At 70.2% G+C, this 17,518-nt stretch carries 17 protein-coding genes and 2 pseudogenes; 6 read left to right on the forward strand and 13 right to left on the reverse strand.

All coding sequences use genetic code 11. The features are described 5' to 3' along the window. Nucleotides 1-86 precede the first annotated feature (86 nt). From bcp to BL254_RS27155, 6 genes are all read right to left on the reverse strand, one after another. Nucleotides 87-578: a thioredoxin-dependent thiol peroxidase gene (bcp, locus tag BL254_RS14820; RefSeq protein WP_047223434.1), complete on the reverse strand. Its 492-nt coding sequence runs from the start codon at nt 576-578 to the stop codon at nt 87-89. 140 nt (nt 579-718) lie between these two features. Beyond that, a complete protein-coding gene (locus tag BL254_RS26130; RefSeq protein ID WP_200902443.1) occupies nt 719-1,846 on the reverse strand; it encodes a class I SAM-dependent methyltransferase in 1,128 nt (375 codons plus the stop codon). A 20-nt stretch (nt 1,847-1,866) separates the two neighbouring features. Next, a complete protein-coding gene (locus BL254_RS14830; protein WP_047223432.1) occupies nt 1,867-2,901 on the reverse strand; it encodes a thioredoxin domain-containing protein in 1,035 nt (344 codons plus the stop codon). A gap of 7 nt (nt 2,902-2,908) precedes the next feature. Continuing rightward, nucleotides 2,909-3,478, reverse strand: coding sequence for a MauE/DoxX family redox-associated membrane protein (locus BL254_RS14835; RefSeq protein WP_083731103.1), 570 nt, complete (start codon nt 3,476-3,478; stop codon nt 2,909-2,911). Nucleotides 3,479-3,482: 4 nt separating this feature from the next. After that, nucleotides 3,483-4,097 carry an SCO family protein gene (locus BL254_RS14840; RefSeq protein WP_076843602.1) on the reverse strand — a complete coding sequence of 205 codons (615 nt, stop codon included), beginning with the start codon at nt 4,095-4,097 and terminating at the stop codon, nt 3,483-3,485. Beyond that, nucleotides 4,097-4,270, reverse strand: coding sequence for a hypothetical protein (locus BL254_RS27155; RefSeq protein WP_175648379.1), 174 nt, complete (start codon nt 4,268-4,270; stop codon nt 4,097-4,099). The genes BL254_RS14840 and BL254_RS27155 overlap by 1 nt, the downstream gene beginning before the upstream one ends. A 780-nt stretch (nt 4,271-5,050) precedes the next feature. Here BL254_RS27155 and BL254_RS14845 point away from each other — a divergent pair. From BL254_RS14845 to BL254_RS14855, 3 genes and pseudogenes are all read left to right on the forward strand, one after another. Then, nucleotides 5,051-5,440: a DUF3618 domain-containing protein gene (locus BL254_RS14845; protein WP_047223430.1), complete on the forward strand. Its 390-nt coding sequence runs from the start codon at nt 5,051-5,053 to the stop codon at nt 5,438-5,440. Between the two features lie 573 nt (nt 5,441-6,013). Then, nucleotides 6,014-6,424: pseudogene (locus tag BL254_RS14850) on the forward strand (Fur family transcriptional regulator); the annotation flags it as partial. 367 nt (nt 6,425-6,791) lie between these two features. Then, a complete protein-coding gene (locus BL254_RS14855; protein WP_076843606.1) occupies nt 6,792-8,249 on the forward strand; it encodes a catalase in 1,458 nt (485 codons plus the stop codon). 100 nt (nt 8,250-8,349) lie between these two features. Here BL254_RS14855 and BL254_RS14860 read toward each other — a convergent pair whose 3' ends face one another. Beyond that, a complete protein-coding gene (locus BL254_RS14860) occupies nt 8,350-9,354 on the reverse strand; it encodes a YbhN family protein (protein WP_254858159.1) in 1,005 nt (334 codons plus the stop codon). Between the two features lie 414 nt (nt 9,355-9,768). On the opposite strand from BL254_RS14860, the gene BL254_RS14865 reads away from it, so the two are divergent. Then, a complete protein-coding gene (locus BL254_RS14865; protein WP_076843608.1) occupies nt 9,769-10,263 on the forward strand; it encodes a glutathione peroxidase in 495 nt (164 codons plus the stop codon). A gap of 158 nt (nt 10,264-10,421) precedes the next feature. On the opposite strand, the gene BL254_RS14870 is transcribed toward BL254_RS14865, so the two are convergent. The 6 genes and pseudogenes from BL254_RS14870 to BL254_RS28425 form a co-directional block, all read right to left on the reverse strand. Further along, nucleotides 10,422-11,048: an NUDIX domain-containing protein gene (locus BL254_RS14870; protein ID WP_235433551.1), complete on the reverse strand. Its 627-nt coding sequence runs from the start codon at nt 11,046-11,048 to the stop codon at nt 10,422-10,424. 300 nt (nt 11,049-11,348) lie between these two features. Then, nucleotides 11,349-12,263, reverse strand: a complete 915-nt coding sequence (locus BL254_RS14875) for a TerB family tellurite resistance protein (RefSeq protein ID WP_047223428.1) — start codon at nt 12,261-12,263, stop codon at nt 11,349-11,351. Nucleotides 12,264-12,778: 515 nt separating this feature from the next. Then, a pseudogene (locus BL254_RS14880) lies at nt 12,779-13,701 on the reverse strand (hypothetical protein). A 4-nt stretch (nt 13,702-13,705) separates the two neighbouring features. Further along, complete coding sequence (locus BL254_RS14885) at nt 13,706-14,161, reverse strand: hypothetical protein (protein ID WP_047223389.1); 456 nt, start codon at nt 14,159-14,161, stop codon at nt 13,706-13,708. A gap of 78 nt (nt 14,162-14,239) precedes the next feature. Next, the gene (locus tag BL254_RS28420; protein ID WP_052914643.1) at nt 14,240-15,010 is read right to left on the reverse strand and encodes a CHAT domain-containing protein; all 771 of its coding nucleotides are present in this window, start codon (nt 15,008-15,010) and stop codon (nt 14,240-14,242) included. Further along, nucleotides 14,923-16,053, reverse strand: coding sequence for a hypothetical protein (locus BL254_RS28425; protein ID WP_254858161.1), 1,131 nt, complete (start codon nt 16,051-16,053; stop codon nt 14,923-14,925). The genes BL254_RS28420 and BL254_RS28425 overlap by 88 nt, the downstream gene beginning before the upstream one ends. 508 nt (nt 16,054-16,561) lie before the next feature. Between BL254_RS28425 and BL254_RS27790 the strand changes: the two genes are divergently transcribed. Both BL254_RS27790 and BL254_RS28430 read left to right on the forward strand, forming a co-directional pair. Continuing rightward, the gene (locus BL254_RS27790; RefSeq protein ID WP_139342322.1) at nt 16,562-16,843 is read left to right on the forward strand and encodes a hypothetical protein; all 282 of its coding nucleotides are present in this window, start codon (nt 16,562-16,564) and stop codon (nt 16,841-16,843) included. A gap of 281 nt (nt 16,844-17,124) precedes the next feature. Beyond that, on the forward strand, nt 17,125-17,445 hold the full coding sequence (locus BL254_RS28430) for a hypothetical protein (protein WP_076843614.1): 321 nt from the start codon (nt 17,125-17,127) through the stop codon (nt 17,443-17,445). Nucleotides 17,446-17,518: the final 73 nt, after the last annotated feature.

Raw genomic sequence — 17,518 nt, forward strand, 5'->3', positions numbered from 1 at the left:
TGGGAACAGCGCTGAAATTACAACGATCATGCCGCTGGCCGAGGCTGACGCGGGTTGGGTGGTCACCGCACCGGCGGGGTGGCTGGTCAGATGGACGACAGGCCGAGGTCGCGGATGATTTTGGCGACGTGGCCGGTCGCCTTGACGTTGTAGAGCGCCTTCTCGATCCTGCCGTCGGCGTCCAGGACGAAGGTCGAGCGGATCACGCCCACGGTCTTCTTGCCGTAGAGCGTCTTCTCACCGTATGCGCCGTAGGCGGCGAGCACGGCCCGGTCCGGATCCGACAGCAGCGGGAAGGTCAGTTTCTCGTTGTCGTGGAACTTCACGAGTTTCGCCGGCTTGTCGGGGGAGATCCCGAGCACGTCGATGCCGGCGTCGTTCAGCAGCGCGAGACTGTCCCGGAAGTCACAGGCCTGCTTGGTGCACCCGGGCGTGGAGGCGGCCGGGTAGAAGTACACGACGACCCGTCGTCCCCGGTAGGACGACAGCGACACCTCGTTGCCGTCAGCGTCGGGGAGGGTGAAGTCGGGGGCGCTGTCACCGGAGGTGAGACGGGCAGCAGCGGCGGTCTCGGTCATGGCCGGAAGGTAGCTGGACGGGTCCGGCACCGCAAACCCCACCCCTCCGAAACCAACCCGGTGTGCCTTTTTCGCACGTTGTCCCCTGGCGTCGCTGCCCGGCCAGCTGGTCGCGGCGGGGAGGGCCGCAGGGCAGGCTGTCAGGGCGGGCTGCCCAGCGGCTCGACGCCCGCGAGCGTGGCCACACCCACGAACGCGGCCGGATCCACCTGGCCGGCGGCCCATCTGCGCAGCTCGTTTATGATCAGAATGGCCAGGTCGACGTCCGCGTCGGCGTCTGCGTCGGCGTACACCATCGGGTCGATCACGACGTCCATGATGACCAGGAAGGTCCGGCCGTCCCCGACGATCCGGCCGCAGCCCACCGCCCGGCCCGGCTCGTCCGCGGCCTCCACGCACAGGCCGGCGAGGCTGCCGTCGATGGCGTCCTCCGCCGCCTCGGGGCCGGGGTCGGGCAGACCGCCGGCGGTACGCAGCCGGCGCAGCTCCGCCACCGTCGGCATCCGGTGGACGACGATGAAGCCGCCCACCGACAGTGACAGGGCGTGCGCGGCAGAACCGTTCGCGCTCGCGCCCGCCGCCCCCGCCGCCGGCTCGACGAGCGCCGGATGGGTGGACACCGGGCCGGGCCGACGCCCCACCAGCAGGGTGTCGACCGCCGGGTGTCCGCGATCGTCGGTCCGCAGCGGGCTGCGGACGCGGCCGGCCCGGCTGATCCGCAGGGGCGGGCCGGCGGCCAGCTCCGTCAGCAGCTCGTCGGCGTCGAACAGGAGCTCGGGGTCGGCGGGGGTGACGTTCTCGTGCCGCAGGTTCGCCCGGTCGTGTCCGATGACCAGCAGCGTCCCGCCCGGGACGATCGCGTCGACCGCGCAGCGCAGCACGTCCCGCCGCTGCTCGGGCTCCAGGTGTAGGTAGCAGATGGTGACCAGCTCGTAGGACGCCGGTCGCGGCGTCCAGACCATGACGTCGGCGTGGATCCACTCCGGTGTCACGTCGAAGCGGCGGGAGAGCTCACGTGCCTTGCGGATCGCGACCTGGGAGAAGTCCACGCCGGTGACCCGCCAGCCCTGGGTGGCGAGCCAGACGGCGTTGCGGCCCTCGCCGCAGGCGAGGTCCAGGGCGCGTCCCGGGGTGAGCCCGGCGAGATGTTCGATCACGACCTGGTTCGGCTCGGCGGTCCACAGCAGGCCGGTACCGGCATGCCGGCGGTCCCACTGGGCGGCATTCATAGTCGCTATCTCACCTCGGGTGGCCACGATCTGCCGCATCGTGGCCACCCGAGGATCGGTCAGCCGGTGGCTGCCGGTGCGGGAGCGGCGGCGGCGCTGGTCACCGCGGCGGTGAAGCCCTGAGGGGTCAGAGCCTGCGGGGACAGTTGCCGGCCGTTGACGAGCACGGTCGGGGTGCCGGTCACACCGCGTTTGGACGCGTCGTCCTCGACTTTCGCGACATAGCCGTTGTAGGTGCCGTTACGCACCGCCTCGACGAACGCGGGGGATGTCAGGCCCACCCTGGCGCCGAATGCCGTCAGCGCGTCGTTCTGATATCCGCCGCTGTGCTCGGGCGGCTGGTTGGCGTAGAGAATGTCATGGTACTCCTTGAATTTTCCTTCCTGCGCGGCGGCCGCGGCGGCGTTCGCCGCCCGGACGGACTCCGGCCCGAGGAAGGACATCATGTGATAGACGGCCCTGATCCGTCCGTCGCTGATCATTTGCTGGATGTTCGGGCCGAGCGTGCTCTCCAGCTCCTGGCAGATCGGGCACTGGAAGTCCTCGTAGAAGTCCACGGTGACGGGGGCGTCCGCCCGGCCGACGACGATTCCGTTGTCGGTGCCRGTCGCGGTCACCGGCAGCACCACCGGCGCGGATTCCGTCCGGTTGCTCTGGACGGCGACGCCGATCAGCGCGGCCACCGCGAGCAGGGCCACGACCACCGATCCGACGATGGCCCGTTGCCGCCGCCGCGCGCGGGCGGCTTCGGCTGCCCGGGCCTGGGCCGCCTTCTCCCGCCGGCGATCGTCCCGCGGGGACTTCTCCAGCCGGGGGTCCTCCCGCCGGGTGTCGTTCCGGTTCCGGCGGACGTCGTTTCCGGCCTGCCTCGTGTCGTCCTGGGCCTCGTCCCGCCCTGTGTCGTCCTGGGTGGGCCCGGGCTGCTGCGCGGCGGAGCCACCCGGCCGGGAGGCCGACCGCGCGCCGGCCGGCCTCCCGGCCGGGTTTCCGCTCCGCTTCCCGCCTGACCGGTTCTTCCTGCTCTTTCTGGACGCGGTACTCATCAGCTCTCCGAAGTCCTGCGACGGCTCGATGACATGGGCCTGCGGCGGCATATTTCGATCATGGACGCACTGTCTGCGGCCCCTCGACGGCCGGTGGGCGCGTGCCTCGTTCGAGGAGGCGGTCGACGGTGAGCGCACCGGCTGGCAGGYAGACCACCAGGACGCTCGCGGCGAGCAGCAGACCGTCCCGGATGATCTCCCCGGTGTAGTGGGTGGGCGCGCCGGCGGTGAGGTCCCCGCCGGTGGAGAAGCAGCCGCAGTCGATGCGCAGGCCCCGCGCGGCGGCCGAGGCGATCGCCGCGATGTAGACGGCGAGCAGCAGCGTGGAGACGGCGGCGCTCACCCGCACCGCCAGCCCGACGAGCAGCAGCAGGCCGAGCGCGATCTCCACGAACGGGACGGCGTAGGCGAACGGGTGCACGAGCGCCTCGGGCAGGATGCGGAAGGCCCGGACCGACCGCACCATCCCCTGCGGGTCGCCGATCTTGACCAGGCCGGCGGCGAGCCAGAGCCCCGCCAGCCCGAGGCGTAGAAGCGTGGAGACGGTGGCCAGCACCAGCGGTACCCGTGAGCTGGCCGCAGCGGCCCCGGCGATCGTCCTTCYGGCCGTTGTCCGCTGATTCGTCATTGTTTCATGTGGTCTTTCCGGTATTGACCAGGATCGGGAGGTCATGGGCGTAGTCGGCGACCTGGGTGCCCGCCAGGTAGACGACCCTGGCCCGGTCGTCCGTGGTGAAGGCCATGACCTGTGTGCCATGCGTGACGGTGAAGATCCCGTTGGGCTGACGTACCGGATCCTCCAGCGGGATGCCGAGCGCGTCCGCCTGCGCGCGTATCTGTGCCAGGGTGCCCCGCACACCGATGAAGGACGGGTCGAACTGGTTCAGCCAGCGGCTGAGCACCTCGCCGGTGTCCCGCTCGGGGTCGGTGGTGACGAACACCGTGGCGATCCGCGACCGGACGGATGCCGGCACCGTGTCGAGGRCCGCCGCGATGTCGGCCATCGTCGTCGGGCAGACGTCCGGGCAGTTGGTGTAGCCGAAGAACAGCAGGGTGACCTTCCCTGCTGTCCGGGAACGCAGGTCGAACGGGGCGCCGGCGGTGTCGACCAGGTTCAGCGCGGGTTTGTCGACCGGTTGCGCGAGCGCCGTGCCACGCAGCTCGTTGGTTGCCCCGGAGTCGTCCACGATCGTGACCGCGGACTCGGTACCGGACGCACACCCGGCCAGGAGGAGCGCGAACGCCATCACCAGCGGTACCGCGAACAGGCGGCGGCGGGCAGGAGGACGCGGACGGCCCCCGCCGGATCCTCGGCCAGGCGGATCGGTACCAGGGCGGGCACCCGCCGTACTGTCGGCGTCGTCGCCGACAGCTTCGCCGACAGCTTCGCCGACAGCTTCGCTGACGGCTTCTCCTRCATCTTGCGATGTACGCACCCGGGCCTCGCTCCTCGATCCGTACCCTTACCGCCGGACGGCTCCTTGTGTGGACTGACGGATAAGCCCTACGGCTCGGTTCCACCTCCGGCCGTGTCGGACGCCCGGGCCGTGGGCCATCACCGTGGGCCATCAGTGGAACAGTGGGCCATCAGTGGAACAATCGCATGTGCCGGTCCCGCCGGGAGYGGGCGCTCCTGGCGGTGAGTCACCCGCGAGTCACCGGTATCCGCTGGCATCCGCCCGTGCCTGCCGGCGTGACCGCTGCCCGGCCGAGCCCTGTCGCGATCTTCGGTGACGCGGGACAGTCGTCTACGAAGGTACGCGACCGGCTTCTTCGGCAACGATCTCCGATGACGTGGGGACGGTGGCCCGGCGCGGGTGAGCTCGGCCGCTCGACCGCTGTTTTGCCGCGCGTCCGGGCGGCCCTTCTGGCACGATTGTCATCAGATCCTGTCGTAGATCCCGGCGTCATCCGACGTCGATGTCGTCGCTCATGGTCGTCATATAGTGTGATTCATGTTATATCCGGCATGTTCCGGTGGATATTCTGGTACGCCTGAACGGCCATCCTGGGATGTGGAGGAGGTCTCGACGGTGGCGTTCTGTTCGGGTCGACGACAACGCCATTGACCACAACGCCGTGCTGCTGACGACAGCGTTGCCGGTCCGGCGAAGCCGACGTGGTACGTTCAGGAAGCGCCGGTGAAGATCCAACAGATATACCCAGGCAGTCATCGCGCGTGGAGGAAAGGGCGACATCGGTGCCGCAGGACCCGGCTGCGATTCAGCAGCAGATCGAGAATACCCGCGCCGAGCTCGCGGTCACCTTGGACGCCATCGCCGAGATCGTGAGCCCCAGAAGGGTCGCGGAGCGGACTGGCGAGCAGATCAGAGGCAGGGTCGCCGAGCTGCGCCAGAAGATGATCACGAGCGGCTTCGGTGGCCCGCCCGCCATCACCGCGGACTCCAGCGTCGCCGGCAACGGTTACGGCACGCCGGCCGACAGGCGTGAGCTGGTCGCCGGGCTTGACACGGGTCCGGTCGTGCAGCGCGTCGTCCGATGGGACAGGGTGGCCGCCGTCGGGAGCGGCGTGCTGGTGCTGTTCGTCAGCGTTCGCCGCCGCAGGCGCCGCCGCGCCCGCGTTCTGTGACGTTCTACGGCATTCCGCGAGGGCCGGGCAGGCCCGCTCTTGTCGTATGACGTAATGCTGTAGTTCCGTAATGCCATCCAGTGCCAGAAAAGCGGACTTCCGCCTGTTTCTGGCAATATTCCGCCGATAGCGACCGTACCGGCCGGGTGACGGCCAGTGCGGGCCTGAAGCCGTGCTGTGCCGACTGTTCTGGGCCGGTTCTCCGTGCCGGCCGTTCTGTGCGGACCGCTGTGCTTCGTGTCCGCCCGCCCCGAGCGCGTCCTCCCGCGCCGTCCGGGTTGCCGGCCCGCCCGAGTTCCCGCGCTTCCCGCTGTCGTCGTGGTGCCTGCTGGCCGGGGGTTTCCGGCCGTCCGTGCTTTCGACGAGCCGTCGCCCGCCGCTTTGTTCACCGGTACCGTCCATGCTTGTGGGATCTCATATATGGATGGTCGGCCGCCCACGTTGCCCGAGATTTTCGCCGCTTGTACCCAGCCGGCGACCGGTGGGCGACGGAATGCCCGTCCAGTTCGGGGACCCGGCTTTGACGCATTCGTAGACTTGACTTGTTCCAGACAGCGGCGAAGGCTGGCCGGTGTGAACAGTGAGGATGCCGCCGGGCAACTGCGCTCGGCCGGGCTGCGGGTGACCGCGCCTCGGCTGGCGGTGCTCGCGTCCCTGGCCGAAGGCGCGCACCTGAGCGTGGAGACGATCGCTCAGGGCGCCCGTGCCCGGCTCGGCTCGCTGTCGCTGCAGGCCGTGTACGACAACCTGGACGTGCTCGCCGCCGCCGGGCTGGTGCGCCGGTTCGAACCGGCGGGCCACCCGGCCCGGTTCGAACTGCGGGTCGGTGACAACCATCACCATCTCGTCTGCCGGGTGTGCACGGCCGTCTACGACGTCGACTGCGTGATCGGCGCGCGGCCGTGCCTGTCGCCGTCGGACGACCATGGTTTCGTCATCGACGAGGCCGAGGTGACCTTCTGGGGGATCTGCGCCGACTGCCAGGCCAGGGCCATCGCCGACGTTGGGGGCGGCGCCGGCTCCGGAGCCAGGGCCGACGTCAATGCCGATGCCAGGGCCAACGCCGATGCTGGCACCGCTGGTGACGCCGGTGCCGACGGCAGTGCGCCTGCCGGGGCGCGGCCGCGGCGGGCCGTTCCGAGCGTGCGGGAGAGCTGACCTCCCGGCCACGCGGCTGATGTCCCGGCCACGCCGGGAGAACCGACAGCTGACATCCGTCGACTTTCCGGCGGGCACGGGCGGGTAGGACCCCGGGAGTCCGAATCCGGCGCGAGCCGCCCGGCCGTCGGCAGGGACCCGTCCCACCGACGGTCGGGACGCGACGACAGAAGACAACAGGAGTGAGTTTTTGATGACTGACTCTCGACCACCTGTAACCACGACCGACGCGGGTATCCCGGCACCGAGCGACGAACACTCCCTGTCTGTCGGCCCGAACGGTCCGTTGCTGCTCCAGGATCACTACCTGATCCAGAAGATGGCCCAGTTCAACCGGGAACGGGTGCCGGAACGGGTCGTTCACGCCAAGGGCGGCGGTGCGCACGGCTATTTCGAGGTGACCGCGGACGTCACCCCGTACACGAAGGCGGCCTTTCTTTCCGAGGTGGRCAGGCGCACCGACGTGTTCATCCGGTTCTCCACCGTCGCGGGTGAGCTCGGCAGCGCCGACACGGTTCGTGATCCGCGTGGTTTCGCCATCAAGTTCTACACCGAGGACGGCAACTACGACCTGGTCGGCAACAACACGCCGATCTTCTTCGTTCGGGACCCGAGCAAGTTCTCCGACTTCATCCACTCCCAGAAGCGGCGGTCCGACACCCACCTGCGCGACAACAACATGCAGTGGGATTTCTGGACGTTGTCCCCCGAGTCCGCCCATCAGGTGCTCATCCTGATGAGCGACCGCGGGACGCCGCGCAGCTGGCGGAACATGAACGGTTACGGCAGCCACACGTTCATGTGGGTGAACGAGGCGCACGAGCGGTTCTGGGTGAAATACCACTTCAAGACCGAGCAGGGCATCGACAACTTCACCGACGCCGAGGCGAAGGCGGTCGTCTCCGTGGACCCGGACTTCCACCTCCGGGACCTGGCGTCGTCGATCCAGCGGGGCGACCATCCGGCCTGGCGGCTGGAGGTACAGATCATGYCGTTCGCGGACGCCGCCACCTACCGGTTCAACCCGTTCGACCTGACCAAGGTCTGGCCGCACGGGGACTACCCGCCGATCACGATCGGGCGGATGGTCCTCGACCGCAACCCCGAGGACTACTTCGCCGAGGTCGAGCAGGCGGCGTTCGAGCCGGCGAACCTGGTGCCCGGCATCGGCGCGAGCCCGGACAAGATGCTGCTCGGCCGGCTGTTCTCCTACCCGGACACGCATCGTTACCGGATCGGCCCGAACTACCTGCAGCTACCGATCAACCGCCCGAAGGTGCCGGTGCACTCCTACAACAAGGACGGCGCCATGCGCTACCAGCCGTCCCACGACCCGGTGTACGCGCCGAACAGCTACGGCGGCCCCAGGGCGGACACGGCCCGGTACGGCGAGGACGCGGTCTGGCGGGCCGACGGCGACTTCGTCCGGGCGGCGTACACGCCGCGCCGCGACGACGACGACTTCGGCCAGGCCGGGTCGCTGTACCGCGACGTGATGTCCGATACCGATCGGGAACATCTGGTCTCGAACATCGTCGGCCACGCGTCCCAGGACGTCACGTCGGAGGTCCAGCGCCGGGTGGTCGAGTACTGGCGCCAGGTCGACCCGGACCTCGGCGCCCGCGTCGCCAAGGGCCTCGGCACCGGCTGACCAGCCCTTTTCCTACGCGTTTCCTACTCGCAGGCCGGGCCTCATCCGACGGCCCGGCCTGCGGCCCTCCCGGGCAGAGCCGTGCTGCGCGGGCATCGGTCTACAGGATGCCGCGGCGGCGCAGGACGGTCAGGGCGGCGATGCCGGGGAGGACGGGGAGCCAGTAGCTGATCAGCCGGTACACCAGGACGGCCGCGAACATGGACACGGCGTCGCCGCCGGCGGCGGCGAGGCCGATGGCGAGGGCGGGCTCGAGCGCTCCGATGTTGCCCGCGGTGGGTACCGCGCCGGCCACCACCGCGCCCACCAGATAGATGGTCGCTACCGACAGTAGCGATACGGAGCCGCCGAAGGCCCAGACGCAGGTGGCCAGCGCCACGATCTGTGTCACCTTGGTGGCAGCGGCCGACAGCAGCAGCACGGCGGTGCGCCGGGGGGAGCGTGCGAGCAGCGCCAGATGCTGGCCCGCGCCGCGCAGCGCCGGCCCGAGCCGGCCGCGGATGCGGGGGTGCAGGCCGGCCACGACACAGCCGACCAGGCACAGCGCGACACCGCCGAGGGCGGGTCCGGAGCCGACGCTCGCCGTGACCGACCTGATGGGCGCGATCACCGCGTCCTGCGTGCCCGAACCGCCGACCAGCGCGGCGGTGAGCGCGATCCCGCCCACGTGGGCCAGGGCGAAAACAATCTTGACTGCGGCCACCGCGCTCAGGCAGGCCGAGCAGGTCAGCTTCTGACGTTCCAGATAGCGGATGTTCACGGCGATCGCGCCCAGGCCCGCCGGCAGCACCCGGTTGGCCGCCGCCGCGGCCAGTTGCACCGCCACCGCCGTGCGCAGCCGCAGGGGCAGCCCACTGGCCGCCCGCAGGGCCAGACCGTTGGCCAGGAAGAAGCAGGACGAGGCAAGCCCGCACGCCACCAGCCATGGCCAGGTCGGCACGGGGACGCTCGACAGTCTCGCCCCGACCTCCGTCCGGAACCGCATGACCAGCATGACGGCCGTCGGAACGGCGAGGGCGACCACGACCAGCGTCCAGGGATGGCGCAGCCAGCCCATCCGCAGACGGGGGCGCAGCGTTCCGGAAAGTGCGAGTGGGCTCACCATCTGCTCATCAGGCAGGCCTGACAGCGGCGGGCGTGTGACCTGCCGTGGTGAGATAGCTGCTGGCTGTGCGGTGGCGACGGCGCTGCCGTCGACCGTCGCCCTTGCGGGGGCTGCCGTCGCGGTAGCTGCCCGGCTGGGCGTCATGGCGCCAACAGTAGATCGGAATTCATAACGGATGCTGAACAACGTACATCCTGTGATGGGATCTTCTTCTACCTGCCCCGTCGGGCGAGGGATGGCACCGATTGGCCAGGAGGCCGTTTCATGCCGGTACGGAACAGAACCGGCGGCGGCCGGCTTGCACGCAGAGGTACGTCATGTCGCCCGAAAATGACGTGCACCGGTAATCCGCCGCCGGGTGACCGGGATCACAGAACCCAGCGAAACCTTCAGCATCCGAGGAAAGGCAGGACCGTGACAGATCTGCGTGACCTACCGGTAACGACCCTTGCCGGTGAGAAGACGACCTTTGGTGCGTTGGCGGACGGGCGTGCCGCGCTCRTCGTCAACGTGGCAAGCCGGTGCGGCCTCACCCCGCAGTACGCCGGTCTGGAGAAACTGCACGAGGAGCTCGCCGGCCGCGGATTCACCGTGATCGGTTTTCCGAGCAACCAGTTCGGTAGGCAGGAGCCGGGCACCGCGGAGGAGATCGCGACCTTCTGCTCGACGACCTACGGGGTGACGTTCCCGCTGAGCGCGAAGATCGAGGTCAACGGCGAAGGCCGTGACCCGGTGTACGCCGAGCTGACCCAGGCCGCCGACGCGGAGGGGCGGACCGGCGACATCGCCTGGAACTTCGAGAAGTTCGTGGTCGCGTCGGACGGCAGGGTCGCCGCCCGCTTCGGCCCGCGCACGGAGCCGCACGACCCGGCGCTGCGCCAGGCGATCGAGGCGGTTCTGCCCGCCTGATTCCCCTTTCGGCCCTGGCCCCTGTCCCTGGCCTCGGCCTCCGCTCCCGGTTGTGGCTCTGTCCTGTTTCTGCTTCCGGCCAGGCCCGCCCCGCCCCTGGTTCCGGTCCGGTGCTGGTCGTGGGGGCGTTGCGGTTACTCACTCGGCCCGGCTCTTTCTCAGTGCGGTCCGGCGGTCGTCCGGGGGAGCCCGTCCGGGCCGTACCAGGACGGCCGGTGAGTGCGCAGCCAGCGCAGGATGGCCGTCCGCAGGTACGTCGGCCGGAACTCGAACGTGTGGAGCGTGGACACCGAGACCGAACTGATGTCGATCGCCTCCTCCCGGCTGCCGATCTGTGCGAACGCGGGCAGCGCCGCGGCGAACACGACGTTGATCTCGTGCCAGCTCTGACCGGATTCGACGAACGTGTGCTCCACGCATCCGACGAAGTCCAGCGCGTGGGTCGCGAGTCCGGCCTTCTCCCGGATCGTGCGGCGCAGCGCCGCCTCCACACTCTCGCCGGGCTCCACGTTCCCGCCCGGCAGGTAGAACCAGGACCGCCCGCGCCGGTTGGCGATGAGTACCCGCTCACCGGAGATGAAGAGCATGCGGGCGCTCAGTACCGGGATGGCGTCGTGGGCCGGGCCGCCCAGGCCGTACGGGCCGCCCGCGGCGGCAGGGCGTTCCAGGTCGGCGACTGTCGGGTCCACGGCGATCGTCGGGTCGGCGGCCCAGGAAGCGTCCCTGCCGGGACGCGGTAACGGTCGGGCTGCCTGGTGGGATGTTGCGTCGTTGTTCTTGAGCATGGCTTTCCTCACGGGTGAAGGCGGGCTGGATCGACCACGTTCGGCTGATTCGGCTGCTTCGGGTACTTCGGGGCTGCTCCGGTGATGTTGCTGCTCGGTGATGTTGCTGCTCGGGGGATGTTGGGTCGGTGGGTGTCGCGTCTTCGAGGTGTCCGCGGCCGGTTCCTGGCGGGCCTTCGGCGTACTGGCGGCGTCTGACAGCACCGGACGGCACCGCGGACAGCGCCCGGCTCGGCCTTTTTCCGGTGTCAGGCCCCGGTTCGGCCTGRCTGCCGGTTCCCGCGGCGGCGGCCAGGCGGTCTATCCGTGGGTGCTCCTGACCCGCTGGACCGCCAGCGAGGACGGGTCGAGCCCGAGGATGTCCATCGCTTCCTGAACGACGGCCCGCTCGGCGGGGTCGAACGTGCCGTCCGAGCGTCCGATCACCGCGCCGAACTGCACGACCGACCGGGCCCGCGCCCGGTTGCCCCGCACCTTGGCGATCTCGCGCAGCGCCGCGGCCCGGCCGCCGGCGGCGTCCGCGCGCAGCGCGTCCACATGGGCGTCGAACAGGTGGACGAGCTCGTTGGGCGGGAAGGCGCTGAGCGTCCGGTCGGTGGTGACGATGTGCGCCATGGCGTCCCGCTCCCGCGCGTCGATCGTGCCGTCGGCGGCGGCGACGAGCGCGCAGATGGCGACCGCGGCGTCCCGGAACGCGGCGTCGTCGAGCTCGTGCCGCCGGGCGTGCAGTTGGGCCCGCAGCACGTGCACGGACTGGCTGAGATGGTTCCACCACGCGTCGGGCTCGTGCACCGGCAGCCCCTGCCACACCGGCCAGTGGTCCTCCAGCCAGCGGACCACCGCGACCGAGACGGCGGCGGGTGTCAGCGACCGTTCGTTGAAGTCCTCCAGGGCCAGCGGGACGAGCGCGGCGCCCGCGTGGGTGACCGGGGCGGCGGCACCGTCGGGCAGGTCGGCGGCGAACAGTGCGGTGACCGTGTGCTCCGCGTCCGGCCCGTGGTGCTCGACGCAGCCGACGAACTCGGTCGGGACGGCCGGGGAACCGGTCAGGGTGTGGACGTAGCGGGCCGCGGCCGAGGCGATCCCCTCGGCGGGCTCGACGTCGCCGCCGGGCAGGAGGTAGGCGGACACGTCGGACCGATAGTGCGCGACCAGGTAGCCACCGGTGTCGAGCAGGATCCGGACGTTCAGCCGGACATCCGTGGGAACGGGCATGTCGACCCCCTGATGACGGTTTCCCGCTGTCAGCGGCATTACGGACGAGTTGTTGCTGACCCRATGACATCATCCACCTGCCCAGGGTGGTTGCCCATTGGCAGGAAGCCGCCGATGAATACGACGGCACAGAGGTTGTAACCGAAAGAGGTTTGTGTTGCTGCGGCCGGTTACTTGAAAATTTTCAACCAAGATTTGTGACAGTGCTTTGACCTGCAGTGATGCATGATCTAGATCATATTGATGATCGATCCTGCCGTCGGGCGGCCTGCCAGGGGCCATCGGGGAACGGCCTGTCCAGTTCACGACAYGCGACCTCACGTCCTGTGGTCGTTACCTTCAGTAGATGGCCGCTGGTCCCCGGCGGGCTCGGCCCGCACCGTATCGTGATCCATCCACCCGGTCGCCGTCACTGATCTGATATTCCGTGGCGAGCCGTGATGCCGGTGGCAGGCTCGGGCAGGCGACAGGCCCGGCGGTGGTGACTCGGGGTGGCTGCCGCCGGGGGTGGTGGGTCAGCCGGGGGGTGGGGTGAACGTGGGGTGGGTGTCGTCGGAGCCCCGCCACAGGTAGGCGGTCAGCCTGGCGCCCTCGGCACGTTCGGCGGCCGGGTTGGCCGGCGGCGGCCAGCGCAGCTAGGTGTAGAGCAGGACGCGGTGCTGGTCGTAGGCGGCCTCGACCAGGTCACCGAACGTCTGCGCCCGGGCCGGGACCATCAGCGTCACGCTGCCGACGGCGACGGCGAGCCCGACGGGCAGCGCCAGCCAGGTGAACGGGGTGAACGCGCAGAACAGCAGCCCCCACACCGCGGTGGTGACCGCCGCGTCCAGGCTGGCGCGGGCTGCGAGCAGGTCGGCGCGGGTGGTCTCGGGCAGCGCCGGCCACAGCCGCGGCCACAGGATGATCGCGTCCAGGCCGTACTTGTCCAGCGGGCGGCCTTCGGCGGCGCGCAGGATGTTCCCGATCGGGGTGGGCAGGAAGTAGCCGGGCGGCGCCGGCGGCAGCGTTCCAGCCGGGTGTAGGCGGCGAGTTCGTCGGTGGTGGGGGTGCTCGGTGGGCGGACGCGGTCGTAGGCGGCCTGCCAGGCGGTCTGGTCGGCGGCGGCGCGGGCCGCGAGCCGGCCGGCCAGCCGGCGGCGGACGGGTGCGGTCCAGGCGGGCCAGTAGCCCTCCAGCAGCCGCAGCACCGGGGTGGCGGCGCGGGCGACGAGGATGCCGGAGGCGAGCACGGCGAGCAGGACGGTGAGGATGGCGGCGGTCTGCACGGCCGGGGTCTGCCGGTCCAGCCAGTCGGCCTGTTCGCTCAGTGTGTGCAGGCCGCCGCGGTGGTGGGTCCAGGCGGCGAGCCCGGCCAGCCAGAAGATCAGGGCGGGGGCGGTGACGGTGGCCCAGCGGTCGGCGAGTTTCCCCCCGACCGCCTCCCAGAACGCCCCCAGCATCAGGTCAGCCTCGCACCAGGCGGACCTGATGGGTGGGACAGTCCGGGATCGCGACGCCGACTTCGGGCCGGTACCAGGTGTAGTCACCGCGCGGGCAGACGTAGCGGCCGGCCTCGACCGGGCCGGGATCGCCCGGCAGGACGAGCGCGCCGCCGGTCTGCCGGTACAGGTAGCGGGGCTGATGGTAGGGCGGTCGGTAACGCGGCGCGTCCTCCAGAACCGTCCTGAGGAACCATGCGGTGGTCTCGTTGCCGTCGAGCAGCGCGCGGAGCTGGCGGGCAGCCGCCGCGTGGTCGGTGGGGGTGATGGCGGTGGCGGTGACGGCGGTGAGCTGGTTGGCGAGGCTGCGGTCCAGATCGGGGGCGGCCGGGCCGACCAGCTCGTCCAGATAGGGGCGGATCGCCCGAGCAGCCTCCAGCACCCCCTTGATCTCGTTCACTTCGCCGTCGTCGGTGCCCATCGGTTCTCCTCGTCGTACCGTGCGTCGTCCATACCGGGTGCCGGCCCGGGTGCGTGCCACCCGAGTGGGTGCGGGGTGTCAGGCGCCGGCGTGGATGTGCGGCGCCCACACCGACGGCTCGTGTGGCCACCGGTCACGTAGCCGCCGGGTCGCCGTATGCACCGCGACGGCCACATTGTCCGCGTCGGCGCCGTTGGTGCCGAGGAGGGTGTAGATGTGGTCGGCGATCTCCACGGCGTGCTGGTCGCCGATCGGCCACAGCGTCCCGATGACATGCCGGTAGCCGGCGAGTTGGAACGCCGCCGCCAGATTGATCACCTCGTCGGCCAGCCGACCGCCGGGGCGGGCGGTCTCGCAGGCGGACAGGAACGCCAGCTGGGCGCTGTCCAGGCGCAGCCGGGCGACATCCACGACCGTCAGCGGCCGCTGCTGATGGTCGGCGAGTAGCAGCCGGCTGGCCGAGGGGTTGGCCAGGTCGGCTTGGCCGTGGCAGGCGAAGTGCGCCCACCGGGCGGCCGGCAGCGCCGCCGTCACCGTGCCCCGGGTGGCGTCATCCCCGCCCAGCGGTTGGACCCGCTCGGGGAACCGCTCCCGCAGCTGACGAATCTCCTCCGCGGTGCCGGGCAGGTCGGACGCGCCAGGGGTACGGGGCATCCCGACCGCCACGATCCGTCCACCCTCCGCGCCGGGGAGAGGGCGGCGGGCGTGGATGAGAGCGCGGATCGTGGGGGTGGTCGAGCTGATCACCCGGTCCAGCACGGTCACCGGGGCCGGGTCGTGCCGGGTGTGGTGGTGGCCGGCGGCGTGGACCGGCAGGAACGCCAGCAGCCCGGAGACACACCACCACACCCGCAGCCCGCCCGCGTCCTCCGGCCGCCGCACAGCGGCCGGGCCCGGTCCGGTGGGGCCGGTCCTCTCCGGCGGGACGACTCCCGGGGTGCCGGTGGGGGCCGGCCGGTGATCCCGAGCCGGTCGAGGACCGGGCCGGCCAGGTTGTCCCACAGCCAGCCAAGGGTGTCGGTCAGTTGTTGTCTGTTGTCCGGTGTGTGGGGGCTGGCCAGCGCGGTCAGGAACGCGACGGTCTGCTCGTAGACCGCGGCGGGGGTGAGTGCGGGGAGGTCGACGGGGTCGAGCAGCCCGTCGGCGGTCAGGATCAGCGCGGACGACCCGAACTCGGACACGATCACCAGGATGATCGGTCCGGCGGTGGCGGCGGGCAGCAGGTCGGCCAGCCGGGGTGGGCGTAGGAAGTCCTCGAAGCCGGGCAGCCCGCGGATCCGCCCGATCGTGGCTTCAAGGGCGTCAGCGGCCCGTCGACGCCGCTCCCGCTCACCGTCGGTGAGATTGGCAGCCGGGATGGCCGAGGCTGCGCCGGCCGTATCGACCGCGACAGGCCCGGCGGCGGGCGTGGGCTGGTCGAGCTGGGCGCACAGGTCGGTGAACCGGCCGGCCAGTTCCGGATGACGGGCGGCCAAAGCGGTCAGGTCGGTCCGGGTGTCCAACGCCTGCCCCAGCAGCACCCCCCGGCCCTGCTCGAACAGCTCGACGGCCCGGGCGGGCTGCCCGGCGCGCAGCGCGCAGGCGGCGGCGTCCGCCCCCAGGCTGCCGAGTTCTGCGAGCAGCCCCTCCTGGTCGGTCCGAGCCAGGCTGCGGGGGATGAGCGGGGAGAGCAGGTCGATCGCCGCGGTGAACCCGGCCGTCGCCTGCTCCCACCGCCCCCCGGCAGCCGCCGACCGCCCCCAGCCGCGGGCCGCGCCCGCGCGTATCCGCGGTGGCGCCACCGCGACCGCGACCGCTTCCTGGCTGGTGGTGATCGCGTCGTCGAGGTCTGTCATCTCCCCGACCCGCTCGAACCGGGTCTGCAGTGCGGCGCCAAGGTTGGACAGGTACATGGCGCGGTCGGGGTGGTTGGTGGGGGTGGTTGGTGGGGGTGGCTGTGACTGCTTCTCGGACGGTGGTGATCGCGGCGTCGAGGTCCGCTAGTTCTCCGACCCGTTCGAACCGGGTTCGCAAGGCAAGGCCGAGGTTGGACAGCAAGCCGGCGTGGTTGGGGTGGTTGGTGGGGGTGACGGCTATTGCTTTCTGGTTGGTGGTGATTACGGCGTTGAGGTCCGCTAGAGCGCCGGTCATGGAACCATACGTATCCTCGCTAACGGCGGCACACGTCGATGGACACCGGCCATCGGAGAAGATCGGCGCAAGTTTGTCGTTGTGTACGCTGACGCGGCCAAAAAGCGTACACGACAACAAACTCTTTTGGATCATGGCCTGTGCGGGTGGTTGTGGATGGGATTCGCACTACTTGACCAGCGCTCTAGTTCTCCGACCCGTCCGAACCGGATGTACAGGGCAAGGCTGAGGTTGGACAGTCGGCCGGCGTGCTTGGGGTGGCCGGTGGGGGTGGCGGTGACCGCTTCCCGGCCGGCGGTGATTGTGGCGTTGAGGTCCGCCATCCCCCCCGACCTGTTCGAACCGGGTCCGCAGGGAAATACAGAGGTCGGACAGGTACATGGCGTGGTCAGGATGATTGGTGGGGGTGGCGGCTATTGCTTTCTGGTTGGTGGTGATCGCGGCGTTGAGGTCCGCCATTTCCCCGACTCGTTCGAACCGGGTGTACAGGGCAAGACTGAGGATGAACAGCAGGCCGGCGTGGTTGGGTTGGTTGGTGGGGGTGACCGCTAACGTGCGGGTGAACAGGTCGATTGTCTCGTTGAGCGGACCGAGATCGCCGTTCTTCCGGGTGGCTTGTAACAAAGCGGCTGCTCGAGCCGCCCATGCCTGTGGATCATCAGTGGTATTCTGGCTGGAGGAGGTCCGGTCCCGGGTGGGGGTCTGTTCAGGGCGTGCTCGTAGCCGCGGCAGCAGGCGTTTTCGCATGATCCCGTACCCCCGTGATTTCCGTGCCATCTAACGATGGCGGCGATTCTCTCGCGCAGAGGATATGAACACCGCTGTCGCGGCATATGCCCGGGGTGGTCCGTGCCTGCCGGGGGTGGACGCGGACCAGCTACTACAACACCGCCGGACAGACCGTGGAGTCGCGGATGCCGAAGGCGAACGGCACGGACACGTTCGCCATGGTGATCGCCTACTATACGGAGACCGGCAGCGGCTGTGTGGACGTGGCCTGGACGGGGTTGGCGTGCACCAGCGGGCCGGCGGCGCAGCCGTCGTCGGGGAACCCGTTGCCGATGGTGACGTACACCTATAACGACCCTGACGAGGTGTTGATCRCGGTCGAGACTGTCAACGCGACGACCTGGACGGCGATGACCAGGCTATGACGCGGCCGGGCGGAAGACCTCTGCGGCGGTCGCCGCGAGTCTCGCGGCGGACGGCGGTACCACTCTGCCGACG

It is taken from the genome of Protofrankia sp. BMG5.30 (assembly GCF_001983005.1).
GTDB lineage: Bacteria > Actinomycetota > Actinomycetes > Frankiales > Frankiaceae > Protofrankia > Protofrankia coriariae.

Coding starts and splice junctions, on each gene's coding strand:
- BL254_RS28425 (WP_254858161.1), bottom strand. CDS start 16,053: ATGTACCTGTCCAACCTTGGCGCCGCACTGCAGACCCGGTTCGAGCGG.
- BL254_RS14885 (WP_047223389.1), bottom strand. CDS start 14,161: ATGGGCACCGACGACGGCGAAGTGAACGAGATCAAGGGGGTGCTGGAG.
- BL254_RS14870 (WP_235433551.1), bottom strand. CDS start 11,048: ATGCTCAAGAACAACGACGCAACATCCCACCAGGCAGCCCGACCGTTA.
- BL254_RS26130 (WP_200902443.1), bottom strand. CDS start 1,846: ATGCGGCAGATCGTGGCCACCCGAGGTGAGATAGCGACTATGAATGCC.
- bcp (WP_047223434.1), bottom strand. CDS start 578: ATGACCGAGACCGCCGCTGCTGCCCGTCTCACCTCCGGTGACAGCGCC.
- BL254_RS14860 (WP_254858159.1), bottom strand. CDS start 9,354: ATGGTGAGCCCACTCGCACTTTCCGGAACGCTGCGCCCCCGTCTGCGG.
- BL254_RS14875 (WP_047223428.1), bottom strand. CDS start 12,263: ATGCCCGTTCCCACGGATGTCCGGCTGAACGTCCGGATCCTGCTCGAC.